This window comes from Rhizobium sp. CIAT894 (assembly GCF_000172795.2).
In the GTDB taxonomy this organism is placed as follows: domain Bacteria; phylum Pseudomonadota; class Alphaproteobacteria; order Rhizobiales; family Rhizobiaceae; genus Rhizobium.
Genome location: NZ_CP020950.1, coordinates 335,813 through 358,560 on the forward strand (window position 1 = coordinate 335,813; position 22,748 = coordinate 358,560).

21 protein-coding genes and 2 pseudogenes are annotated in these 22,748 nt (G+C 57.1%); 16 read left to right on the top strand and 7 right to left on the bottom strand.

Annotated elements, in window-relative coordinates; genetic code table 11:
• Positions 1-131 precede the first annotated feature (131 nt).
• Positions 132-386: a ferredoxin gene (locus RHEC894_RS25610; RefSeq protein WP_004678571.1), complete on the bottom strand. Its 255-nt coding sequence runs from the start codon at positions 384-386 to the stop codon at positions 132-134.
• A gap of 20 nt (positions 387-406) precedes the next feature.
• On the bottom strand, positions 407-1,585 hold the full coding sequence (locus tag RHEC894_RS25615; protein ID WP_085739637.1) for a cytochrome P450: 1,179 nt from the start codon (positions 1,583-1,585) through the stop codon (positions 407-409).
• 1,085 nt (positions 1,586-2,670) lie between these two features.
• Here RHEC894_RS25615 and RHEC894_RS25625 point away from each other — a divergent pair.
• Positions 2,671-3,387, top strand: a complete 717-nt coding sequence (locus RHEC894_RS25625; protein WP_085739639.1) for a Crp/Fnr family transcriptional regulator — start codon at positions 2,671-2,673, stop codon at positions 3,385-3,387.
• On the opposite strand, the pseudogene RHEC894_RS32680 reads toward RHEC894_RS25625, so the two are convergent.
• Positions 3,377-3,466 (bottom strand): annotated as a pseudogene (locus tag RHEC894_RS32680) (L,D-transpeptidase); the annotation flags it as partial. The gene RHEC894_RS25625 and the pseudogene RHEC894_RS32680 overlap by 11 nt on opposite strands.
• Before the next feature lie 783 nt (positions 3,467-4,249).
• Between RHEC894_RS32680 and RHEC894_RS25630 the strand changes: the two are divergent.
• Both RHEC894_RS25630 and rpoN read left to right on the top strand, forming a co-directional pair.
• Positions 4,250-4,789 carry a peroxiredoxin gene (locus tag RHEC894_RS25630; RefSeq protein WP_010068882.1) on the top strand — a complete coding sequence of 180 codons (540 nt, stop codon included), beginning with the start codon at positions 4,250-4,252 and terminating at the stop codon, positions 4,787-4,789.
• Between the two features lie 75 nt (positions 4,790-4,864).
• On the top strand, positions 4,865-6,316 hold the full coding sequence (gene rpoN, locus RHEC894_RS25635) for an RNA polymerase factor sigma-54 (RefSeq protein WP_085739640.1): 1,452 nt from the start codon (positions 4,865-4,867) through the stop codon (positions 6,314-6,316).
• A 267-nt stretch (positions 6,317-6,583) separates the two neighbouring features.
• On the opposite strand, the gene tnpA is transcribed toward rpoN, so the two are convergent.
• Entirely contained in the window at positions 6,584-7,015 is a 432-nt protein-coding gene (tnpA, locus tag RHEC894_RS25640) for an IS200/IS605 family transposase (RefSeq protein ID WP_085739698.1), read from the bottom strand.
• Between the two features lie 479 nt (positions 7,016-7,494).
• On the opposite strand from tnpA, the gene RHEC894_RS25650 reads away from it, so the two are divergent.
• The 13 genes from RHEC894_RS25650 to RHEC894_RS25715 all read left to right on the top strand — a co-directional run bounded on the left by RHEC894_RS25650 (position 7,495) and on the right by RHEC894_RS25715 (position 19,885).
• Positions 7,495-7,812: an iron-sulfur cluster assembly accessory protein gene (locus tag RHEC894_RS25650; RefSeq protein WP_009995752.1), complete on the top strand. Its 318-nt coding sequence runs from the start codon at positions 7,495-7,497 to the stop codon at positions 7,810-7,812.
• Between the two features lie 969 nt (positions 7,813-8,781).
• Positions 8,782-9,978: a cysteine desulfurase NifS gene (nifS, locus tag RHEC894_RS25660; RefSeq protein WP_010067891.1), complete on the top strand. Its 1,197-nt coding sequence runs from the start codon at positions 8,782-8,784 to the stop codon at positions 9,976-9,978.
• A 339-nt stretch (positions 9,979-10,317) separates the two neighbouring features.
• Positions 10,318-10,701 carry a nitrogenase stabilizing/protective protein NifW gene (gene nifW, locus RHEC894_RS25665; protein ID WP_008536550.1) on the top strand — a complete coding sequence of 128 codons (384 nt, stop codon included), beginning with the start codon at positions 10,318-10,320 and terminating at the stop codon, positions 10,699-10,701.
• Positions 10,702-10,873: 172 nt separating this feature from the next.
• Positions 10,874-11,722 carry an electron transfer flavoprotein subunit beta/FixA family protein gene (locus RHEC894_RS25670; RefSeq protein WP_085739642.1) on the top strand — a complete coding sequence of 283 codons (849 nt, stop codon included), beginning with the start codon at positions 10,874-10,876 and terminating at the stop codon, positions 11,720-11,722.
• Between the two features lie 14 nt (positions 11,723-11,736).
• On the top strand, positions 11,737-12,846 hold the full coding sequence (locus RHEC894_RS25675) for an electron transfer flavoprotein subunit alpha/FixB family protein (RefSeq protein WP_085739699.1): 1,110 nt from the start codon (positions 11,737-11,739) through the stop codon (positions 12,844-12,846).
• Between the two features lie 9 nt (positions 12,847-12,855).
• Positions 12,856-14,163 carry an FAD-binding protein gene (locus RHEC894_RS25680; protein ID WP_085739643.1) on the top strand — a complete coding sequence of 436 codons (1,308 nt, stop codon included), beginning with the start codon at positions 12,856-12,858 and terminating at the stop codon, positions 14,161-14,163.
• A gap of 12 nt (positions 14,164-14,175) precedes the next feature.
• Positions 14,176-14,475 carry a ferredoxin family protein gene (locus RHEC894_RS25685; RefSeq protein ID WP_004678523.1) on the top strand — a complete coding sequence of 100 codons (300 nt, stop codon included), beginning with the start codon at positions 14,176-14,178 and terminating at the stop codon, positions 14,473-14,475.
• A 220-nt stretch (positions 14,476-14,695) separates the two neighbouring features.
• On the top strand, positions 14,696-16,384 hold the full coding sequence (gene nifA / locus RHEC894_RS25690) for a nif-specific transcriptional activator NifA (RefSeq protein ID WP_085739644.1): 1,689 nt from the start codon (positions 14,696-14,698) through the stop codon (positions 16,382-16,384).
• Positions 16,385-16,597: 213 nt separating this feature from the next.
• Complete coding sequence (gene nifB, locus RHEC894_RS25695; protein ID WP_085739645.1) at positions 16,598-18,076, top strand: nitrogenase cofactor biosynthesis protein NifB; 1,479 nt, start codon at positions 16,598-16,600, stop codon at positions 18,074-18,076.
• A gap of 34 nt (positions 18,077-18,110) precedes the next feature.
• Complete coding sequence (locus RHEC894_RS25700; protein WP_008536545.1) at positions 18,111-18,317, top strand: 4Fe-4S binding protein; 207 nt, start codon at positions 18,111-18,113, stop codon at positions 18,315-18,317.
• A 64-nt stretch (positions 18,318-18,381) separates the two neighbouring features.
• A complete protein-coding gene (locus tag RHEC894_RS25705) occupies positions 18,382-18,699 on the top strand; it encodes a nitrogen fixation protein NifZ (protein WP_064823790.1) in 318 nt (105 codons plus the stop codon).
• A gap of 4 nt (positions 18,700-18,703) precedes the next feature.
• Complete coding sequence (nifT, locus tag RHEC894_RS25710) at positions 18,704-18,916, top strand: putative nitrogen fixation protein NifT (protein WP_004678514.1); 213 nt, start codon at positions 18,704-18,706, stop codon at positions 18,914-18,916.
• Between the two features lie 30 nt (positions 18,917-18,946).
• Entirely contained in the window at positions 18,947-19,885 is a 939-nt protein-coding gene (locus RHEC894_RS25715) for an SIR2 family protein (protein WP_008536543.1), read from the top strand.
• Between the two features lie 444 nt (positions 19,886-20,329).
• Here RHEC894_RS25715 and hisC read toward each other — a convergent pair whose 3' ends face one another.
• The 3 genes and pseudogenes from hisC to RHEC894_RS33585 form a co-directional block, all read right to left on the bottom strand.
• Positions 20,330-21,433: a histidinol-phosphate transaminase gene (hisC, locus tag RHEC894_RS25720; protein ID WP_085739646.1), complete on the bottom strand. Its 1,104-nt coding sequence runs from the start codon at positions 21,431-21,433 to the stop codon at positions 20,330-20,332.
• A 97-nt stretch (positions 21,434-21,530) separates the two neighbouring features.
• On the bottom strand, positions 21,531-22,070 hold the full coding sequence (locus RHEC894_RS25725; RefSeq protein ID WP_245339564.1) for an adenylyl-sulfate kinase: 540 nt from the start codon (positions 22,068-22,070) through the stop codon (positions 21,531-21,533).
• A gap of 58 nt (positions 22,071-22,128) precedes the next feature.
• Positions 22,129-22,266, bottom strand: a pseudogene (locus RHEC894_RS33585) (adenylyl-sulfate kinase); the annotation flags it as partial.
• Positions 22,267-22,748 lie beyond the last annotated feature (482 nt).

The following is a 22,748-nucleotide window of genomic DNA, read 5'->3' on the forward strand; positions in this document are numbered from 1 at the left end:
GTAAGGAAAAACCCTCCCTCTGCTTAGGCATGCATGTAAACAACTGCCGTTAGAAGTAGACACCAATGGGAGAGCTGCGGGTAAGGTGTTTGGACAGCGACGGCGCCGTCATGCACCAGTTGCGTTGCGTTTCAACCCCCACAATGTTGGTTGAACAAAAGGCGATCGAGCAACGCATCCGAAACGCAATCTATCTCCAGCGCACGTTCAGGGCAGGATCGAGCGCCTCGCGACGCGAAAAGTTCGTCCCTCTCCTCGACATCGATTGCACCGGGCAGTATGTATCCCTCGTCGTCAAGATTGAATATTTCGGGCGCTTGGGCCCAGCATCTTGCATGACCTTGGCATTTGGAAGTGTGCACTATGACGCGCATACGGTACTCCATGTCTTTCCTCCTCTCAATTATCAGGACCAGTCCAGGATCAGATTCTCCATTCCAAACACGTGGCCCCCATAGGTGATGGGCGCCGTACCATCCTTGATACGGAAGTCAGGGATGCGCGACAGCCACTCCTCCAGGCCGATGACGATCTCTCTCCGGGCAAGGTGTGATCCAAGACAGCGATGGGGACCGTACGCAAAAGCGGTGTGGCGATTGTCTTCTCGTGCCAAATCGATCGTGTTCGGATTTTCGAATTCCACCGGATCACGATTGGCAATCATCGTGGCGCAGGAAATGTAGTCCCCCTTACGGATCGGCGCGCCTTCGAAATTGATATCTTTCGTCGCCACACGGATCATCTGCACGGTCGAATAGGCGCGAAGCAGTTCTTCGGCTGCGAGCACAATTCGATCCGGTTTGCTCCGCAGCAATTCCTGTTCTGTCGGATTGCGCGCGAGATAGGCCAGGTCAAAGCAGATCGCCGTTGCCACAGTGTCCAGTCCCGCGACGAATAGAAGCACGCCTATTCCATGGATTTCCTGGTCTCTCAGCAGGCGGCCGTCGACCTTTGCCTGCACGACGAAGGTCATGAAATCGTCGGCCGATTCTTTGCGGCGCATCGCTGCAAGTTCATCGATGAACGCCAAAATTGTTCGGGCGGCTGCGGTTCGTCTGATGCCGTCGCCGTCGAGCAGGTCCTTCCCCCAGCCCACGAATGTATTGAGGCGCTCATCGGATAAGCCGAGCAAACGGAGGAAGATACTAACCGCAAAAGGAAAGGCGAAGTCCGTCAAGATGTCGCAGCTTGTGCTCGACGCGGAAATCTTGGAAATAAACGCAATCGCCCGATCACGGACCGCCGGTTCAAGCTCCATTATCCGCCTGGGCGAAAGCAGCGGATTGAGAAGTGAGCGAAACACGCTGTGAGCCGGGGGGTCGAGTTCAAGCGGGATTAGCGGCCAGTTTTCGCCAAGCGCCGAGGCGAAAAGGCTCCGATGGCTGGAAAAGGTTCCGGTGTCCTGCAGCAATTTGCGTTGGTCCTGAGCGCGAACGATGACCCAGGTACCTCGGCCATCGCGCGTATTGCAGAGAGAATAAAAGATTCTCGGTCCATTATGGAGGCAAGCGACAGCTGCGTGCGGATCCCCGTTTGGCATGCGCTCCATGCCCGGCGACGTGAACAGGCTGAAGTCCTTCACCATTTCGGGAGGGACATGTTCTGGAACCCTAATGGTAGCCACTGCTTTTCGCCTGTCATCAAAGCCCCTTCGCCGAGAACGAATTCCCCTCGGAGAGGGAACGAGCAAAATCGTTGAGCGCCAGATTTCCAATCTCAGCAGCGCGAGGCGCCAATGACATGCGATGCAGCGATCAGATCGCCGTGCGGCTCGAAATCCACGCTGCTTTGTTGGCCGAAGTCGAAATTTCTTGGATGCCTCGCCCGCCCTTCCGGTCGACATCGGATTTTCACGGGTTCCTCTCTTCCGGTAAATGCGTTCTGAGCACAGATGCATATTGATTTCCTCCGCTCCATGGCGGTCACCAAAGAAATGAGTACCGGCCGACAGTCCTTGCCGCCCCGCAAGAAGAACTTCCAAAGTTCATGCCAACTTGATTGATTTGGCCGGAAAGAAATTTTTCAATTGCCTTTCAGCGCTTTGGCTCGAGGCAGAACAAAGATTGGCTGATCAGGGCCGTGTCGCGTATCTAACAAAACCCGACATCAGGTGCCGGATGCCATCTATTCAGGTGCGACTTTTTCCAGCCACCACAGCCGGGGGCCAGAGACAGCGCGACGAGTAACGAATGTCCTGATGTACTGCGATGCAGTGGGATAGCTTGAGGGTGGGTAGCTTTGAATTGTGGCATCGAGCTAGCGGTCGAATTCCGGGAACAGCTCGAAGCGTGCAACTCCTTTGTCCTGAATGTCAGTTCTACCAGCCCGACGACACCACCCTAAGAGTCATCGCGGCGGCAATCTGCCGATTGGGTGTTGCCTGACAGCAATGGATATGGTGGCCTGCCGTCCGCCGAGACGGAAGGCGATGGCCGCAGAAAGCCCGCTCAAGCGGCGGGCCGAAAATGCCGTCCGAAACAAATCCACAAACTGCCCTGCTGGCACGGCAAGAGCGTGGGTACGAAGATTTGATCTGGATCAAATCGCAATCCCGATGAAATTGATAGCCATCAAAGACGCGCTGGAAGAAATAGGGATAGCCGAAGTCGCAACGGCCGCGTAGTCGTCTCGGGCATGTCCGGCGTAGGCGGTTTTCGAAGGTATCAGGACATGGACGTCGCACGCAGTCAGGTTCTCGTGATTGGCACTTCCGTTGCTTGCCGTTCCTGCCAGGCGCGGCACGGCGTCGTTTGCGGCGCCTTGTCGGCTGGCCAGCTTAGCGAACTTGGCCGCCACTCGCTGCGCCGCAAGGTCGACGCAGGCTGCGAGATCATTGCACAAGGATCGGAAAACTCTTTCTATTCGAACATCACGCGCGGCGTGGTGAAGCTCTGCAAGGTGATGTCGGACGGGCGCCAGCAGATCGTTGGCCTGCAATTCGCCCCCGATTTCGTCGGCCGGCCCTTCGTGCGCGAAAGCACGCTGTCGGCCGAGGCCGCGACCGATGCGGAGATCTGCGTGTTCCCCCGCAATTTGCTCGAACGCATGATATTGGAGACTAGGGAATTGCAGCTTAGCCTGCACGCTCAGGCGTTGAACGAGCTGGATGCCGCGCGCGAATGGATGCTGACGCTCGGCCGGCGGACCGCCGAGGAGAAGGTCGCAAGCCTGCTCCACCTCATTGCCGCCCACGCCGAGACGGCGACGAGCACTGCCTTCGATCTGCCGCTATCGCGTGCCGAGATTGCCGACTTTCTCGGGCTGACTATCGAAACCGTCAGCCGCCAGTTGACCCGGCTTCGCAAAGAGGGCGTCATCCGCATCGAGAACATCCGGCATATCACCGTGCCCGACATGGATGCGCTCGCAAAGAAAATCAGCGGGTAATTACCACCCGCGTATTGGAAAGGCCGGCCTGGCGCGCCAGCGTAAAGAACTAGGCGGCATTGTCGGGATGCAGACGGACGTGTCGGGCGCTACCAATCGAGCATTCCGGGCGAGAAAACTTCTAGTCCCGGAGCCGCCGGCTTGCAGCTCGGGAGCCGCCGGGCAGGTGGGTGGCGTCGCCATCGGCGCCGGGCGCCCAGCACGTCGCCAGCGAGCTGAGCGGTGAGAGGAACAAAATATCAGCTCCGCGGCGACGTCAGCCGAGCAACAAATGCTCGTAGGCCAAAGGCTACATAGCGCGACCCGGGTGCCGGTCGGCATCAGCCGATCGATATTGGCGGCTGCGAGCTCTTCACGCCCCCAACCTGCGGATATCCATCATCGTCGTCTTCTGTGACGAAATTATGTTTGCGTTTCACCATTTTTCGATGCGCGGTCCGAGCCTGGCGCCCCCTTTTTGTCGGACCTCAAACTTTCTTGTGCAGTTTCAAACAAGAAAACGTGCGCGGGTAGACATACGCACGAGCAGAACCTCAAACCCTGTGACCCGCGCCTTCCCGCCGCAACCGGACTGGCGGGCAGCATGCTAAGGTTCTAAACGGCGGCAGAGAAACCTTGATCGAGATGCGGTCGGAAGTAGCCGAAACAGCGCCCGGTCAGCGCGGCACAACGGCTTCACAATTCGCTCGCCCGCACAAGCAGCGCACGAGTGCGGCGACGAAGGCCCTGTGCTGACCGCAAGTCCATCTCCTTCAGGCCAAATGGCATGACGCTTGCATGCCCCGGCGTGTGGGCCGAGGTCGGATTCGTGTTAGCCGTGACTGAGAGGCCGCAAATAAATTTTCCTAGAGGAGCTTCATTGATGACCATGGAAAAGCAGGTCCCTATTGTCACCTTTCGCACGCGGGTTCGCGACGAGTCTATATCCGGTCCCAACCCCTACCGCTGGGAAGACAAGACGACCGACGACTATTTCAGCGGTAAGCGGGTAATCCTTTTTTCGCTGCCGGGCGCCTTCACGCCAATCTGCTCCACATTCCAACTGCCTGATTTCGAAAGTCTTTATGTCGAGTTTAAGAAGAATGGCATTGACGACATCTACTGTCTCTCCGTCAACGATGCCTTCGTCATGAATGCTTGGGGCAAGTCTCAGGGGTTGAAAAATGTCAAGCTTATCCCGGACGGTTCGGGAGAATTCACTCGCAAAATGGGTATGCTCGTCGCCAAGGACAATCTCGGTTTCGGTCTGCGCTCCTGGCGCTACGCTGCCGTGATCAATAATGGCGTCGTGGAGGGGTGGTTCGAGGAAGAAGGCTTTGGCGACAACTGCGCAACCGATCCGTATGGCGTTTCTTCGCCGCAAAACATTTTGAAATGCCTTAAGGCCCCAGCCTTCGCATGAGCATTGAAGCCAACGACCAGGAGCTACGACTTGTCGTGCACACCTGCGCCGAACGATAGGAGTTTTGCTCGAACCATGAAGTCCTTTACAAGCCTTCATCAGCGTCAGCAGCAATCGCTGGTTATTACGCCCCAGCTCATCGCGTCTATTCGCTTGCTGCAGCTGGCGCACACCGAACTGAATCAGTTCGTGGAACAGGAAATCGAGAAGAACCCATTTCTCGACCTGGCGTCGAATGACGGCGGGGCTCCTGGCGTATCGCCAACTGCGGCAGATGATCCAAATATCAGCGCACGCGAAGACCACGTTGATGGACCGGCCAGGACGGACATGCCTGAGCTGTCTAGTCCCTGGAAATCAATCCGTGACACAGGCAACCTTTCGCCGGGGGAAAGGCCTTCCCTGGATGAGTTCGCCGCCTCAACTGAGACATTGCACGAACATGTCGCCCATCAGATCGCCCTCACTGCCTTCACACCCCAGGAGCGGCTGATTGCTGGCGCGCTTGCCGACCATCTGGATGACACTGGGTATCTGCAAGTGAACCTTCTGGAGCTAGCAGAGAGGCTAAATAGCCCTGAGGCTGGAGTGAAGCGGGTTCTTGAGGCTTTGCAGCTATTTGACCCGCCGGGCATATTTGCGCGAAGTCTGGGCGAATGCCTCGAGATTCAGTTGCGCCAACGAGACCGGTTCGACCCGGCCATGGCAGCTCTGGTCGCAAATCTCGAGTTGCTTGCGCGACGCGATTTTCGAGCACTGAAGCGACGTTGCCGGGTCGATGAAGACGACCTTCTCGATATGTTGAACGAAATCCGTGCACTTGACCCAAAGCCTGGAAACCAGTTCCAGTCCGCGAGGTCGGAATCCATAATACCCGACGTCTTCGTCCTACCCTCGCCGGGAGGCGGATGGCACGTCGAGCTTAATCGGGAGATTTTGCCCAAGGTACTGATCAACCAAACCTATTTTGCGCAAGTTACTCGCCTAACCGCCCAAAGCTCGAAAGATCAGTCATTCCTCAACAAATGCTTCCAAAACGCGAGCTGGTTGGTTCGGAGTCTCGATCAGCGCGCCACGACGATCCTTAAGGTGGCGACCGAAATCGTGCGCCACCAGGATGTCTTTTTGGAAGATGGCATTGCTCATCTTCGCCCACTCAATCTTAAGACCATCGCTGACGCGATCGACATGCACGAGTCCACTGTAAGTCGGGTAACGTCGAACAAATACATTCTCACGCCCCGCGGCGTGTTCGAGCTCAAGTATTTTTTCACCGTCGCGATCCCGTCCTCACAAGGCGGTGACGCGCACTCGGCCGAAGCTGTGCGCCATCAGATAAGGGCACTTATTGCCGCAGAGACGCTCCATGATGTGCTGTCCGACGATGGCATCGTTGCCAGGCTCAAGGAAACAGGCGTCGACATTGCTCGCCGCACAGTCGCCAAATATCGCGAGGCGATGAACATCCCCTCGTCCGCGCAACGCCGGCGGGAGAAACGGTTTGTACTGGCGGCCGCGGAGGGATAAGTCCTTTGTACCGTAGGTGATGCCCTTTTCCCAAAAACCGCGGAACTGAGGCACATGTGACATTGTGCTCCTCTCCATGGAGGATCGACTTCATATGGGCTGGCGACCGCAGCCTCGTCACGGGAGCTTCAAAAGTTGTTCCGGCCGCTTAAGCTGACGTTGTAAATATCCCCCGGCAAAGCCGGGGGCTTTAGTATATGAGCCGCTCAAAGCGGCTTGAGCGGGACGCAATTGCGTCCCGACGGGCTGGAACCGCCTAAAGGCGGATCATTTCCACATTTCAAGTTGCTCCAGCCTCAAATCCTCTTTCTCCTGGTTGCGAATGTATTGCCTGATCGCTTCCTCGTCTCTCCCAACGGTCGAGACAAAATAGCCCCGCGCCCAAAAGTGCTGCCCAGCGTGGTTTCGTTTACGCTCGGCATAGGTCCTGGCAAGGTGGATCGCACTCTTGCCCTTCATGTAGCCAACAACCTGGCTCACCGCATATTTCGGCGGGATCGACAAAAGCATGTGCACGTGGTCAGGCATCAGGTGCCCTTCCTCAACTCGGCACTCCTTCTGCTGCGCAAGTTGGCGGAATACCTTTCCAAGGTGCGGCCTCAATGTTCCATAGAGCGTCTTGCGCCGGTATTTCGGTATGAACACAACGTGATATTTGCACTCAAATACGCTGTGGCTTAGGCTTTCATAAGCGTCCATCGGTGTTGGTCCTTGTGTCTGCGTGGTGGCGACACTGCAAACCTTCATCGATGGACTGCCGGAACTGTCAAACTGCTACTGCCTCCCCGGCAAAGCCGGGGGGTCTCCCGCTGACGCTAGAAAAGATTAGATGTCTGTTCCATAGCCCAAGCGCTTAGGGGCTAAGCGGTTAATCACGAAACTCGTGCAGAATTTTTATGTCGCGCAAGCGACAAATCTAGAAGCAGTTGTCGCCTCCCATTCATTTTCGCCGAACCGCTGGGATTTCGGTGCGGCGGCAACGAGAGCCTCAACCGAAAATGATAGACGGAGATACGCGGGCAGACGTTCTGGAGTTGGCGCGCTTTCGAGATCTCCGATGTTCGACGACGCAGGAATACAACACGCGGGCTGATCGAACTCTTGGCCTTCCTCACCGCTTGGCACGACGCATGCACGGTAATCCGAAAATGCGCCATCGAACAAAAAGGAATCATCCCATGATCAAGCTCACAGAGAATGCCGCCGCCATCATGAACGTAACGCTTTCCCGAGCCGAGCAGGCGGAAGGCTTTCGCATCGCGGTCGAGGCAGGTGGATGCGCCGGCTACAAATACCTGGTGGGGCTAGAAAGCGTCCAGGGCCAGGGCGACGCGGTGATCGAAACAAATGGGGTCAAGGTGTTCGTTGACGCAGACTCCCAAGCACACATCAACGGCATGACGATCGACTTCGTGACGGGACCAGAAACCTCCGGTTTTGTCTTCGACAATCCCAATGCGCACCAGAACTGCACTTGCGGCAAATCCTTCGGCTGATCACCGAGAAAGCGAGAGAGCCATGCGGAATTATTGCGAAAAGGTCATGGTTTCCTTTTTCAATCCGGAGAACGACGGCGTGCAGGAAAATCCCCTCAGCGAGACCGGGGCAGTTTCCTACAGTAGAGGGCCTGAATTGATAATTGGAGTCGATCCAACGGTGGAAGCGTTTCTGGTGACGCCGTCGTCCTTGCGTTCCAACCCAGCGACCGCCTTCTCGCCAGCGCTGGCCGAACTCATAACCCTAAAGCCCGCCGAAGCGCCTCAAACCGTCCGTCAGGAGACAGCAGGCTTTTTAAGCGGTTTGCTGCCGGAGAAAAAGGTCTGCTCATCAACGGATTATCCTGAGGCAGCAAAATATTTTGGCGGGCATCCGGGCCAGGATTCCAAAGGAGACGCCCCCTCTGCAAGCAGTTCCGCGCCGAGGAAAGGTGAGCGAAGACGCGTGCGTGTCAAGAGGCTTGATTTTATGACCAAGTCGCTCACTTCGCTAGATCTGGCAGTAGACGGACGACACTCGTTCAAGCCGTCGAAGACGTGTCAGCGGTTTATACAGTACTGGTCGTCGAAAGCCTCGCTCCGGCAGAGGAGGACGATCAGACCGTCACAACAGAAATCTGAGGCCTGGAGAAATTGGCAGGGTCGAAATCGATGTTGTAGCCGGCAATCGCGTAGGACAGGGTCTAAAAATCGCCGCAGCCTGCAACAGTTCAGTTCTCAGCGACAAGCTAAGCTGGCGAGCCATCTAGTTAAGCAGCCGCGGCGAATCCAACCGTTGGAAAAGGCGCGAGCGCACAACGTTCTTCCCTTCCTGCTGATGGCGGCGATGCGACGTTATCGATGCCAACAAGATCGCGTGACGCGCCATCGCACGACTCCACCCCGCGCTGCTTGCCCGAGGCTAGCAAACAACAGCATGTGCAAGACGCCGCAGCATTGTCACCGCTTCCCCTCAGTCGAGATCCACCCATGAGAGCGATCTATCTCGACAATAATGCAACGACCAGAGTCGATCCTGAAGTGGTTGAAGCCATGCTGCCGTTCTTTGCGGATCAGTTTGGAAACCCTTCGTCGACGCACGCTTTTGGCTCCTCCATCCGCGAGGCGGTGAGGAAGGCGCGCCGGCAATTGCAAGCGCTGATCGGCGCCGAGTTCGATCATGAGATCGTGTTCACCTCGGGGGGGACGGAAAGCGACAATGCGGCGATCCTTTCGGCGCTGGAGGTGATGCCTGAGCGCACAGAGATCGTGACTTCCGCAGTCGAGCATTCAGCGGTGCTGACACTCTGCGGCCATCTGGAGAAGACGCGCGGCATTAAGGTACACAGGATCCCAGTGGATCGACATGGACGTCTCGATCTTGACGCCTATGAGACCGCCCTCACTCATCGTGTAGCGATTGCTTCGATCATGTGGGCGAACAACGAGACGGGAACCATTTTCCCGGTCGCTAAGCTTGCCCAGATGGCCAAGAGAATCGGTGCACTTTTCCACACCGACGCGGTCCAGGCGGTCGGCAAGGTTCCAATGGACCTCCAACCTACTGCAATCGACATGCTTTCGTTGTCCGGACACAAATTCCATGGACCAAAAGGCATCGGTGCACTCTATCTTAGGCGGGGCTTATCTTTCTCCTCACTGATCAAGGGAGGTCATCAGGAGCGCGACCGACGCGCGGGGACAGAAAATACGGCCGGGATTGTCGGTCTAGGCAAGGCCGCCGAACTCGCCCTGAAATCAATAGACGACGAGAGGACCCGAATAAAGTCGCTCCGAGATCGATTGGAGAACGGCATTGTCCAGCGTGTTCCAGGCGCCTTCGTAACCGGCGATAGGCTTAAGAGGTTGCCGAACACGGCGAACATCGCCTTTCAACGTGTCGAAGGAGACAGTATGCTCCTTCTTCTCAACCGCTATGGCATCGCCTGCTCTTCCGGCTCTGCTTGCTCCTCCGGTTCGCTGGAGCCGAGCCATGTCTTGAGGGCAATGGATATCCCTCATGCTATGGCGCACGGAACAATCCGCTTCTCGTTCTCGCGCGATAACTGTGACGAGGATGTCGACCGGGTGCTCGAAGTTTTACCGGGCATCGTTGAAAGGCTCCGGAGCCAATCCCGTTCCGGCCACGTGGCCGACACGAGCAGCCGGGTTCGTTCTGGGGAGTAGGAGCAGGCACGCTCATGAAACGGCAATTCCTTTTCACCGATACGACCTGCATGACGGCACCGGCATCGTATGAACGATCAGGTAAAAGCCGGGGCTCTCAGTCACATAGATCGCCGGTTCACCGCCCATGCGTGTTCATGGAGGGGGCCCAGCGCCATATCATCTTAATCAATCTCTCGACACCATCGGTGAATCGCATCCGACCACCAGCCTATGCCGACTCCAGTTGCAACGCGACTGCCTTGCGCCTAGCCGCGTCGAACCACGCATTCCGTACGTTGCAGCTTAAGCTACGGGAGAACGATCTCGCGATCACCGCTCACGACCAGGGGGAATCTTATGTGCCGTTGCTCCGCTGACAGCAGTCCCGTCGATGTCAAAGACATCCTCAATCGGCTGAAATCTCTCTCGGCTGCGGAGGAGTTCTTCGCAGCCCTAGGGGTCCCCTATGACCCGAAGGTTCTCGATGTCTCACGACTCCATATCATGAAGCGTATGGGCCAATACCTCGCGGCAGAGGACTTCTCCCATCTCCCAGACCGGGTAATCGCTGCTCGTGCCCGTGCCATACTGGAAAGGGCCTACTGTGATTTCGCGACCTCCGCGCCGCTCTCGCACCGGGTCTTCAAGGTGCTCAAGGACCACAATCCGAACAGACCTGTCACACCCGGCCGCACCGTTGTCCCGTTAGACTCTTTCCTGAAGCCGTTCGAAAAGAAATGAGCACGGTTGCGACAAATGTCGGGAAGCTTACAATTCAGTCATATGCTAGCAACGTCGGAATCGAAGCCATTTCAATGTGATAGAGAACGCCAAACGGTTGGCACGAATGATGCAGGCAAGCATGTGTACTGACAAGCCCGCCACCCATAGAGGGAGGGAGTAAGAAACCGCCATGCACATAGTTATCTGTATCAAACAAGTACCGGACTCCGCACAAATACGAGTGCATCCGGTGACGAACACAATCATGCGTCAGGGGGTGCCAACCATCATCAACCCCTATGATCTGTTCGCCCTTGAAGAGGCGCTCCAGTTGCGCGACCGCCATGGCGGCGAGGTGACCGTGCTCACCATGGGGCCGCCCATGGCAGAGGACGCGTTGCGCAAGGCGCTCACCTACGGCGCCGACCGCGCCGTACTCTTGACCGACCGTCATTTTGCCGGCTCCGACACTCTGGCGACCTCGTTTGCTCTTTCGCGAGCCATCGCGAAGATCGGAGAGGCCTTCGGTACGCCCGATATCGTCTTTACGGGCAAACAGACCATCGACGGCGATACCGCCCAGGTTGGGCCTGGCATCGCCAAGCGCCTCGACCTCCTGCAGCTCACCTACGTTGCCAAAATCGTCTCTGTCGACATCAATGGGCGCGAGATTACGGTGGAGCGCCGCTCGGAAGGGGGCACGCAGACGCTGATGAGCAAGCTCCCTTGCCTAATTACAATGCTCGAAGGCACAAACGAAATCCGCCGCGGCTCGCTCGATGACGCGCTACGGGCCGCGCGCAGCCAGATCGTGAAGTGGAATGCGGCCGACGCTGGCATAGAGGACCTCGCCAAGTGCGGCCTGCGTGGCTCGCCAACCGTCGTTAAGAGGGTCTTTGCCCCTCCTGAGCGGGCGGAAAAGGCGGAGCAGATCGACACCGCGGAAAAAACACCGCGCGATCTCGCGGAGGAGTTGATCGCTGGGATCTTTTTGCGCCAGCCGGCGCTCGAAAGCGAACTCGCCTTTGACGGCGAATGAAGGCAGGAGCGACGATGTTGAGCACGAATCGAGAGAGCCCTCCTCCAGCCGCTGGCCGTGCCGCCATGAAGAAAGAGCTGGCCGATCAGTTTAAGGACCATCGGCACGTTTGGGTCTTCATCGAGCTGGAGCGCGATCAGGTGCATCCCGTCTCCTTCGAACTGCTCGGCGAAGGCCGCAAGCTCGCCGACAAGCTGGGCGTCCAGCTTGCCGGCGTCGTTCTCGGACCACCGGGAGAGGCCACGTGGTTTGCCATCGCCGAGGCTTTTGCTTATGGCGCCGACCTGGCCTACATCGTCGAGGCCCCACTGCTCGCCGACTACCGAAATGAGCCTTTCACCAAAGCATTGACGGATCTGGTTACTAACTACAAACCGGAAATCCTTCTTTTAGGGGCAACGACGCTCGGGCGCGACCTTGCCGGTTCCGTGGCGACGACCTTGTTGACAGGGCTCACGGCGGATTGCACCGAACTTGATGTGGATGCGGACGGCTCGCTTGCGGCGACCCGGCCGACTTTCGGCGGCTCCTTGCTTTGCACGATCTACACGCTCAACTGCCGGCCGCAGATGGCAACGGTCCGGCCGAGGGTCATGGCCATGCCTCCGCGCGGGAATAATAAGATCGGACGCGTCATTCAACACAAAGTGTCGATGATCGAGGAAGAGATCGTCACTAAGGTCCTCGGTTTCTTGTCCGATGGCCAGTCGGCGACGGCGAATCTCGCCTATGCGGACGTCGTGGTTGCTGGAGGCCTCGGTCTCGGCGCGGTGGAGAACGTGAAGCTTATGAAGAAACTCGCGCGGACGATCGGGGCCGATTATGGCTGTTCGCGCCCCCTCGTCCAAAAGGGCTGGATGCCTGCTGATCGGCAGATCGGCCAAACTGGCAAAACTATCCGGCCGAAGCTTTACATAGCAGCCGGCATTTCCGGCGCCATCCAGCATCGCGTTGGCGTCGAGGGAGCTGATCTTATTTTAGCCATTAACACCGATCCTAACGCGCCGATTTTTGATTTCGCCCACCTCGGCGTCGTCACCGATGCGATCCGTTTACTGCCGTCATTAACGGAACTCTTCACCCATCGACTGTCGCCGCACAGTCGCGATAAGCTTGCAAACTGAGGGCGCCCCATGACTGAGGAAAACTTCGACGCCATAGTTATCGGGGCCGGCATGGCCGGAAACGCAGCTGCTTACACGATGTCGAACCGCGGCATGAAGGTGCTGCAGTTGGAGCGTGGCGAGTATCCGGGCTCCAAGAATGTGCAGGGCGCCATCATGTACGCGGACATGCTGGAGAAAATCCTGCCGGATTTCCGGGATGATGCGCCTCTGGAGCGGCACTTAGTCGAGCAGCGCTTCTGGATGATGGACGACTCGTCCCACATCGGTATGCAATACCGGTCGGACGACTTCAACGAGTCGAGACACAATCGCTACACGGTCATTCGCGCCCAATTCGACAAATGGTTTTCACGCAAGGTGCGCGAGGCCGGAGCGACGCTTCTATGCGAGACGACCGTGACGGAACTCGTTCGTGATCCAAAGGGCAAGGTGATTGGCGTTCGCACCGACCGCGCCGGCGACGTGATTCTTGCTGACGTGGTCGTTCTCGCAGAGGGCGTCAATGGGCTGCTCGGCACGCGTGCTGGATTGCGTGACACGCCAAAACCGGAAACTGTCGCGCTCGCCGTCAAGGAAATGCATTTCCTGGCCGAAGAGGTAATTGACCAGCGGTTCGGCCTCAAGGCCAATGAAGGCTGCGTCATCGAGGCAGTTGGCACGATCTCTCGCAACATGGCCGGGCTTGCCTTCCTCTACACCAACAGAGAATCGATCTCGATCGGCATTGGCTGCCTTGTCTCCGAATTCGCGGCAACAATGGAAAGTCCTTATGATCTGCTCGAAAAATTCAAAAGCCATCCGTCGGTAAAGCCGCTGATCGCAGGAGCGGAAGTCAAGGAATATGCGGCGCATCTCATTCCAGAAGGTGGTTACAAGGCAATTCCGCAGCTTTTTGGTGACGGCTGGGTCGTCGTCGGCGACGCGGCACAACTTAATAATGCGGTGCACCGCGAGGGGTCCAACCTCGCCATGACGTCGGGGCGCATCGCCGGCGAAGCAATCGTCCAGATCAAGAATCGCAAAAAGCCGATGGTCAAGGAGAACCTCTCCCTTTACAAGTCGATGCTTGAAAAGTCGTTCGTTATCAAAGACTTGCGGAAATACAAGGACATGCCTGCCCTGTTGCACACCAATTCCCGCAATTTCTTCACGACTTATCCAAGGTTGCTGTCGCAGGCCGCACAGAACTTTGTGCGAGTCGATGGCACCCCGAAGATCGACAAGGAACGGGCGACCACGGGCACCTTCATCAAGGCACGCTCCCGCTGGGGGCTGTTTGGTGACGCGGTTCGCTTGGCGCGCGCGTGGCGATAAAGGAGAGATGAGATGACGGTTGCAGTGACGAACATACGCGTAGAGGACAAGCTTTACCAAAATCGATACGTGGTCGATGCCGGACGCCCGCATATTAGGGTGCGTCCACACGATTGGCCAAGCGTAAATCTGTATGCCCTCACAAGTGTCTGTCCGGCCAAGTGCTACGAATTGAATGACCAGGGCCAAGTGGAGGTTATCGCCGACGGGTGCATGGAGTGCGGCACGTGCCGCGTACTCTGCGAGGCAAGTGGAGATATCGAGTGGAACTATCCGAGAGGCGGTTTCGGCGTTCTCTTCAAGTTCGGATAAAGGTTTGCAACTCCACGATTCAGAACCAACTTGGGTTTGCAGACGGGCGCATCGGAAACTTGCAGAGGTGCGCGTTGCAGATTGGCATTAGAAATTACTATATATACATGCAAGCAAGGGTTATAAGAAACGTTAGACAACCCAAGGCCATATAATGACCCACATGCCCGCCCGACCGGTCGATGGAGCGGAACCCCTATCTGCGCTACCTGCTGGACCTATGCGCCAAGCGGGCACGCAGCGTAGCGGAATCTACGAGATATCAAAGGTACTGACTGCCCCCGCCCGGCTAGAGATTACGCTGGCCAACGTCGTGAACGTCCTCTCTTCCTTTCTGCAGATTCGATGCGGAGCAATCGTTGTTCTGGACGCTGAAGGTCAGCCCGAGATTGCCGCAACTGGCGACATCCCCCCATCCTCTCAATCAGCCGCTCGAGGCGTTATACCTAAGGCCGTAATCGACCATATCGCGACGACCGGTATGCCCTTAATCGTAAAGGATGTCAGCAAGTCCGAATTATTTCAGGCTGAGCCGCAACCGCCTTGGAGCAGCGGCACCGTCCCAATTTCTTTTATTGGCGTTCCGGTAAAAGCCGATAACAAAATACTTGGCACAATATCGATCGATCGCGTCAGGAACGACGCCGCCCCCTTCCCCGCCGACGAGGACGTTCGCTTTCTGACCATGGTCGCCAATCTGGTCAGTCGGACGATCAGGCTACATCGTTTCCTGAACCTGGAGGGTCGGCGACCTATCGGCGAACAAGAGAGACCGGAGAAGCCGATCATCGCGCAAAGGGGCGCGCCGGTCCGACATCCACCCGTCAAAATCGACGGGATTATCGGGGATAGCCCGGCTCTCCAGCAGGTGGTTGAAACCGTCTCGGTGGTGGCGAGGACGAACTCCACCGTGCTTCTGCGGGGCGAAAGCGGCACCGGCAAGGAATTTTTTGCACAGGCAATCCATCAACTTTCCCCTCGTAGCAACAAGCCGTTCGTCAAATTGAACTGCGCCGCGCTGCCCGAAGGCGTCCTGGAATCGGAGCTGTTTGGGCATGAAAAAGGGGCTTTCACCGGGGCCATCGCGCAGCGCGCCGGACGCTTCGAACTGGCAAATGGCGGAACGCTTCTGCTTGACGAGATTGGCGAGATTTCGCCCGCCTTTCAAGCCAAACTGCTGCGCGTCCTGCAGGAAGGCGAATTGGAGAGGGTGGGCGGAACCAAGACGCTTGCGGTCGACGTCCGGCTCATATGCGCCACGAATAAGAACCTCGAGATGGCTGTTGCAAACGCCGAATTCAGGGCCGACCTGTATTACCGCATCAGCGTAGTTCCAATTGTCCTGCCGCCGCTTCGAGAGCGACCCGGCGATATTCCACGCCTTGCGAACGCTCTTCTTGACCGATTCAACAAGGAGAACCAACGCGAGCTGACGTTTTCGTCGTCGGCGATCGAGGTGATGTCGCAATGCTATTTCCCAGGTAACGTCCGGGAACTCGAAAACTGCGTGCGAAGGACTGCCACCCTTGCGCGTTCAAGCTCGATCGTTTCGTCTGATTTTGCCTGCAAGAACAGCCAGTGCCTTTCGTCGCTCCTCTGGAAAACCGACGGGTCGCCCGGCGGCATCACCGTCGATGGGCATGCCCGGAGCAATGTGATGCCGACTTCATCGCCGCGCTCGGGCGGGAGCATCGGTGCGTCGGACGAGGTATCTTCCGTCAAGGCTTGTGATCCGCACGGTTCCGGTTGTCCCGCAATGGAGTCGCGCCTCACGCAACGGGACCGGTTGATCGAGGCGATGGAAAAGGCCGGGTGGGTTCAGGCCAAAGCGGCTCGTATTCTCGGCCTTACGCCTCGTCAGGTCGGCTATGCTCTACGCCAGCATCGCATCGAGGTGAAAAAGCTTTAAGCGCCTGGGTGATGTTGGACCTTCTCGATCTCCAATGCCTGGTTTGGTGGCTTACGGACAACTCTTTTGTCGACTGTCGGAAGCTTGACAAGTCTGTGTCCGAACACGGTCGGAATCGGGCAATAAATGCAAATTCTTAAAGCAAATCCCGTCCTTGGGATGGCATGGCTTTTGCGTTTTGAAAGGCGACGTCAACTAGCAACGGAGCACTCAATGTCCGCACCGATGATTTCGCTTGAAAGTGCGACCAGCACGACATCCTTGGATCAATTGGTGGCGACCGCGAAACCGAGTGGCTGCACATCCTCGTCATGTGGCGTGTCCACAAAACCGGCCGACGTGGACCAGGCTATCTGGGCGAAGATCAAAAACCACCCCTGCTATTCAGAAGAGGCTCACCATTATTTCGCGCGCATGCATGTCGCGGTCGCACCAGCCTGCAATATCCAGTGCAACTATTGCAATCGTAAATATGACTGCGCCAACGAAAGCCGCCCTGGGGTCGTCTCGGAAAAGTTGACGCCAGACCAGGCGCTGCGCAAGGTCATTGCCGTCGCCAACGAAGTGCCGCAGCTTTCCGTGCTGGGTGTCGCCGGACCGGGCGATGCCTGTTACGACTGGAAGAAGACAAAGGAAACGTTCGAACGAGTTGCGGGGGAAATCCACGACATCAAGCTGTGCATCTCCACCAACGGGCTTGCGCTGCCGGATCACGTCGCCGAACTTGTCGACATGAATGTCGATCACGTGACAATTACGATCAACATGGTTGACCCTGAAATCGGCGCAAAGATCTATCCCTGGATCTTTTACCGCAACCGTCGTTACACCGGCATCGAAGCTGCCAGAATTCTGCACGAGCGGCAAATGGTGGGCCTGGAGATGCTGACCGCGTGCGGCATCATCACCAAAGTCAATTCGGTGATGATTCCTGGTGTCAACGACGAACACTTGGTCGAGGTAAATAAATGGGTCAAGGAGCGGGGGGCGTTCCTGCACAACGTCATGCCGCTTATTTCCGATCCGGCCCATGGCACCTACTACGGCTTGACCGGACAGCGCGGCCCGCGGGCGCTCGAATTGAAGGCGCTCCAGGATCGTCTCGAAGGCGGCGCAAAGCTAATGCGCCATTGCCGGCAGTGTAGGGCCGATGCCGTCGGCCTGCTTGGGGATGATCGGGGCCAGGAGTTCGCACTCGACCAGCTTCCCGGAGAGATCACCTATGACGCCCGTAAGCGCGAGGCCTATCGGGAAGTGATCGCCCGCGAACGCGGCGATCACGCGACCGCCAAGAGCGAGGCAATCGAGACAGTCAAAGCAGCCGGCGATGGGTCCCTCCACGTCGCGGTCGCGACAAAGGGTGGCGGTCGCATCAACGAGCACTTCGGCCATGCGAAGGAGTTCCAAGTATACGAAGCTTCGTCGAGAGGCATCACCTACGTCGGGCATCGCAAGATCGAACAGTATTGCCTCGGAGGCAGGGGCGAGGAAGCCACCCTCGACGGCATCATAACTGCGCTGGTCGGTATTGACGTCGTGCTATGCGCCAAGATCGGGGAGTGCCCTAAGACTAAGCTCATGGAGGCCGGGGTTCGGGCAACGGATGCTTATTGCTATGACTACATCGAGACCGCCATCGGCACCCTCTACGCCGCCAAGTTTGGCGTCGAACCACAAGCGGCGACGGCGTGAGCGCTCTTAATCCAACATCTTCAGGAGTTTAAAAATGGCCTTCAGGATCATAGCGTCCCAATGCACCCAGTGCGGTGCCTGCGAGTTCGAATGCCCCTCCGGTGCGATCAGGTTCAAAGGTGAGATCTACGTTATCGACCCGGAAAAATGCACCGAATGCAAGGGTACCTTCGAAACGCAGCAATGCGCGGAGGTTTGCCCCGTGCCGAAGACCTGCGTCCCCGCCGCACCTGCGATTTGACCTTCAGCATGGTCGGGGCTCCTGCGGAGAAGCCTTCAATGATATCCTGCAAGGAGGAATGCCCATGGGCCTTGGACGTGAACAGGAGGTCGAAATCCACAGGCCTCCACGATTTACACCCGGCGAGCGGGTGCGGGCCAGACTTCACGTAAAGAATGACGGCACCTATGCTGGCAAAAAAATTGGCGAAAATTTGGTGCGGAAGGGCGACGAAGGCTATGTGCGCGACATCGGCACCTTTCTCCAGCAGTTTTACATCTATGCCGTCGAATGGGTCGAACGTGGCACTATCGTCGGCATGCGTGCCCGTGAACTGACGAGTCTAGACAACGCCGCTGCTTGCGGCGCTGCTGAAATCGCGGGGCCCCCAACGAAGGAATAGCGACATGAAGATAATGATTCGCAGAACGAGCGCCGGCTTGTCGGCTTACGTACCAAAGAAAGATCTCGAAGAGCCGATCGTAGATGTCGAGGCTGATGACATGTGGGGCGGCACGATCACTCTCAGGAACGGCTGGAGACTCGTCTTGCCCAAGCTATCGCGGGATACGCCTCTGCCGATCACCGTCCACGCAAGGAAGATTCCTGACGAGGACTGATGCTGCAAACGAGAGGTAAGAGAAACCAGCATGAATAAAATTTTGACCTCGGACCGTCTCCTGATCATTCGCAACGGTGACGCCGAAAAAAGACTTAGGCTGCTTCAGGAAGCGCTCGCTGCGGATCGGATCGTTCCCTATCTCGGTCCGGATCTCCTCCGGCTGCAATCCACGGAACCACCTGTACCGGACACCCCGGAAGCCGTCTCCGCGGCACTCAACGAACGCACACCTGCCCCTTCCAGGATACGCAGCAATATGTGGTCAGTCGCGCAGTTTATTGAACAGCGACGGCATCGCCGGACGCTTCAGGCCTGGATGGCAGAAATATTTGGAGCACCCGTGGCGCCGACCGCCCTCCACGACTGGCTCGCAACGCTGCCGCTCTCCCTTATCGTCGACGGTTGGTACGACGGGACAATGCGTGCGGCTTTCGCGAAGACCGGTCGAACGGATGTCGTCGAGATTCAGGGCGTCACGCGTGCAAACGGCGGCGGCGACATTTGGACAAAAACTTACGATCTGTCCGGGAGAGACGTCGAATGCGTCTCAGCGCCAAAGACGGTCCTCTATGCGCCGTACGGCAGTGTTATACCAGCTTCGAACTTTCTGGTGTCCGATTCCGATTACGTGGAAGTCCTAACCGAAATCGATATCCAGACGCCAATACCTGGAATGGTGAAAGAACGGCGTATAGATCGCGGTTTTCTTTTCATTGGCTGCCGCTTCAACGATCAGATGCTCCGGATCTACGCTCGACAGATCATCAAGCGCTCTCACGGCCCCCACTTTGCAGTACTTGATGCGGAAGGCCTTACCAAAAACGAGCGCCGTTTCCTTGCAGCAAGCGGAATCACGGTGGTCGACCTGCCGATCGGCGAAGCCGCGGCTCTGCTTGTACCATTTGGTAGCAAGGCGGATGGCGACCATGGCCGCACGGCTTCCGCTTCGAATCTCTGTAGCGGCTAGAGTGCCGCAGATTGAAAACGTTCTGTTTCTGCCAAGTTCGAATGCCATACTGCCCACGTTTGCTGGCGTGGGGATTGCGGGTGGGATCAATGGCGATGAGCGAGCGTGATCTTTAGCGGATCGAGGTTCTGTCGCAGGTGATCGACGGAAGATCGGCGACGACCGCAGATTACTGTTTGCTCAATGTCAATGCGAAGGACCGATTGTGAAGAAAGCTAAACCATTCCCGATACAGCGGCAGAGCCGCGGCCGGAATCGCCAGAAATAAACCTCGCATCGGCCACCGGGTGCTCCACTCGTGCGCCAATAACACGCGTAATCAACGGGATCGAGACGGCACACGCTTTACGGTCTTGCGCTTATTTGTGATCTTTATCCCACAATATGGACTTCGATACTTGGTGTTTCCAAGTGACAAGCAATGTGGCCAATAATTCTAACCGCCTAGCTCTGCGTCTTCATACTTCCAGAAATGATGTCCCTGGCGGCTGAAAGGAACGCGTCCATTTGGGTTCTGGTGCCGATGCTGACGCGGATAAAATTTTCCAAACAGGCATCGGGAAAGACGGCTACAAGTATGTTCTGCCTATCCAAAGACGCTTGCCACCATTTGCCATCTCGTCCGGGTGGCACCCGAGCTAGCAAAAAGTTTGTGTGGGAGGGAATGACAGAAAAGCCCAATTGAGACAAGGCAGCGGTCGTTCTGTGTCTTTCATGTTTAATATATCTGTGGTTCTCGTCGTAGTCGGCGCGGTGCGAAAGGATACTAATGCCCACCGCATGGCCGATCACGTTCATGTTAAAGACATTTTGCAGGTTGCGTAGCCTCCCAATAAGTTCAGGATGACCAAAGCCGAAACCGACGCGAATTCCCGCGGCTGCAAAGCCTTTCGAAAGTGTTCTCAATACTAGAAGGTTTGGATGACGATCGACAAGGCGCAGGGCATCATCGGGTGCAAAGTCGACATACGCTTCATCCACCACTATCAACTGGTCCGATTGCGCGACGAGGCGGTCGATTTCAGCCACCGGAACGAATGTTCCCGTTGGATTGTTTGGATTGGCCAGCAGTATGAATTTTGCATCTTTTGCTGGACCAAGAAGCAGCTGCTCGATTGGCAGAGAATAAGACTCGCCCCATTCGATTTCGAGAAATCTGGCACCCTGCAACTTGGCCAGTTTGCGGTTAAAGGAAAAACCTGGCGATATCATCGCAACGCTATCTCCCGGGTCGAGGAATGCTCTGTAGATGAGCCCAAGCAGCTCCGACGAGCCGTTCCCGGCGACCACCTGATCCTGGGAGAGGCCATACGCGCTGGCGGCTGCGTCGCGCAAGCTCAGATTGTCATCTTCGGGATACAGATAATGCCGTTCGAGGGCCGCCAGCGCACTTTGCATCACCATCATCGGCAACGGAAACGGATTCTCATTCGTGTTTAGTTTAACGCAGTTCGCATCTCGCCCCGGTTGATTGGAGGGTAGCGCATTTAGCTGTCTCGCCATCGGCGAAAGAGCCGAAAGCACGGCTTGCAGCTTTGCATCAGCCATATCTTTTCTCCGTTTCAGTAAGCCGAGTCGTGAGCGCGTGATCGGCTGTCTCCTGTTGAAGCCACATCGGACGTTGGCGCGGCCCGCGTGCGGGCTGCTACGGTCGCCGCGTAGTTAATAGGCCAGGGACCGCCGCGGCCGCTTCAAGCCGCCAATGGTCAAGCCTCCCCACTCTCACACTCATGCGTATTCGCCTTTCGAGGAACTGTTCGATTTCAAACGCCAACGCCGCAGGGTCGTGGCCAACCGTTTCGGGATGTAATTCAGCGCCCTCAGGGATTTCGTACGGCGAGGAAACGCCGGTGAAATTGGCGATCTTGCCGGCGAGCGCCTTCCGATAAAGCCCCTCCGGATCGCGTCGCGCGCATTCCTCAAGCGGCGTGTCGACGAGGATTTCAATAAGCTCCCCTCCTCCATCAGCTCGGCGACCTCGGCAACGCGGCGGATGTTCTCGACGCGATCGGGTTGATTGAAGCCAGGCGCGATTGAGCCCGTGGCGCACGTTGTCGCCGTCGAGGATGTAGGTGTGCTTCCCGTGGGCATGCAGCAGCCGGTCGAGCGCATTGGCGATTGTCGACTTGCCGGAGCCGGAAAGTCCAGTGAACAAAAGGAGGACGGCTGGCTGCTGACTCTTCATCGCCGCGCGCGCCCTTGTCAGCGTCGGTCGCCTGCCAATGCAGGTTGTCGGCGCGCCTTGCCCAGCTTTGGCTGCCACTGAAATTGAAGACCCCGGTCGGCCCTTGGGCTTTGCGAAAGAGCTCGGGAGGATCGACGTGGTCGATGAGTTCCAGCTCGTTTTCCCAGCACAGCTTCCACCGCACCTCAGAACGCATGCAAAGACCTCCTTTGGTATTTCCTGCTGCTGTTTTTGAAGCACGCACTGTGCGATCGAAGCAGTGGCCACCCCGATGCATGTCGGCGCCGTTGCTCGGGTTCGCGCTATAGCCAGTCCGGATCGTCAAATGTTTCGCCGTCACTCGCGTCTGAGATCATTCCTAATGCATCATCACGGGAGATTGGTAAAATGGATTGTATGAATGGAATTATCGATGCTTTGTATGTCGAATATACGGGTTTCTTAGACTTTGACGTGACCTCCCTGGCACTCGCGGCGTAAAGACGACCGCGCGTCCCCTCCAGCGGCCGAAAGCACGGATGCGTTGGACCAGTTGACCCAACTGCGCCCTCCCCGGTTTACCCACCTATGTCCCGGAGTGGCGATGAACGGTCGCCAGCTAGTCCTAACCGCCTGCGCAAAGCTCGCTTCGGCAACCTGCAACGGCGCGAGCGGTTGGTCGCGGTTTCTGATGGAACT

Bases quoted from the DNA above. Each gene is read 5' to 3' on its own strand.
- RHEC894_RS25625 (WP_085739639.1), top strand. From the start codon at position 2,671: ATGGACGTCGCACGCAGTCAGGTTCTCGTGATTGGCACTTCCGTTGCT.
- nifS (WP_010067891.1), top strand. From the start codon at position 8,782: ATGAGAGCGATCTATCTCGACAATAATGCAACGACCAGAGTCGATCCT.
- rpoN (WP_085739640.1), top strand. From the start codon at position 4,865: ATGAAGTCCTTTACAAGCCTTCATCAGCGTCAGCAGCAATCGCTGGTT.
- tnpA (WP_085739698.1), bottom strand. From the start codon at position 7,015: ATGGACGCTTATGAAAGCCTAAGCCACAGCGTATTTGAGTGCAAATAT.
- nifW (WP_008536550.1), top strand. From the start codon at position 10,318: ATGTGCCGTTGCTCCGCTGACAGCAGTCCCGTCGATGTCAAAGACATC.
- RHEC894_RS25630 (WP_010068882.1), top strand. From the start codon at position 4,250: ATGACCATGGAAAAGCAGGTCCCTATTGTCACCTTTCGCACGCGGGTT.
- RHEC894_RS25615 (WP_085739637.1), bottom strand. From the start codon at position 1,585: ATGGTGAAGGACTTCAGCCTGTTCACGTCGCCGGGCATGGAGCGCATG.
- hisC (WP_085739646.1), bottom strand. From the start codon at position 21,433: ATGGCTGATGCAAAGCTGCAAGCCGTGCTTTCGGCTCTTTCGCCGATG.
- RHEC894_RS25705 (WP_064823790.1), top strand. From the start codon at position 18,382: ATGGGCCTTGGACGTGAACAGGAGGTCGAAATCCACAGGCCTCCACGA.
- RHEC894_RS25680 (WP_085739643.1), top strand. From the start codon at position 12,856: ATGACTGAGGAAAACTTCGACGCCATAGTTATCGGGGCCGGCATGGCC.
- RHEC894_RS25725 (WP_245339564.1), bottom strand. From the start codon at position 22,070: ATGAAGAGTCAGCAGCCAGCCGTCCTCCTTTTGTTCACTGGACTTTCC.
- RHEC894_RS25700 (WP_008536545.1), top strand. From the start codon at position 18,111: ATGGCCTTCAGGATCATAGCGTCCCAATGCACCCAGTGCGGTGCCTGC.
- RHEC894_RS25650 (WP_009995752.1), top strand. From the start codon at position 7,495: ATGATCAAGCTCACAGAGAATGCCGCCGCCATCATGAACGTAACGCTT.
- RHEC894_RS25610 (WP_004678571.1), bottom strand. From the start codon at position 386: ATGGAGTACCGTATGCGCGTCATAGTGCACACTTCCAAATGCCAAGGT.
- nifB (WP_085739645.1), top strand. From the start codon at position 16,598: ATGTCCGCACCGATGATTTCGCTTGAAAGTGCGACCAGCACGACATCC.
- RHEC894_RS25670 (WP_085739642.1), top strand. From the start codon at position 10,874: ATGCACATAGTTATCTGTATCAAACAAGTACCGGACTCCGCACAAATA.
- RHEC894_RS25715 (WP_008536543.1), top strand. From the start codon at position 18,947: ATGAATAAAATTTTGACCTCGGACCGTCTCCTGATCATTCGCAACGGT.
- RHEC894_RS25675 (WP_085739699.1), top strand. From the start codon at position 11,737: ATGTTGAGCACGAATCGAGAGAGCCCTCCTCCAGCCGCTGGCCGTGCC.
- RHEC894_RS25685 (WP_004678523.1), top strand. From the start codon at position 14,176: ATGACGGTTGCAGTGACGAACATACGCGTAGAGGACAAGCTTTACCAA.
- nifT (WP_004678514.1), top strand. From the start codon at position 18,704: ATGAAGATAATGATTCGCAGAACGAGCGCCGGCTTGTCGGCTTACGTA.
- nifA (WP_085739644.1), top strand. From the start codon at position 14,696: ATGCGCCAAGCGGGCACGCAGCGTAGCGGAATCTACGAGATATCAAAG.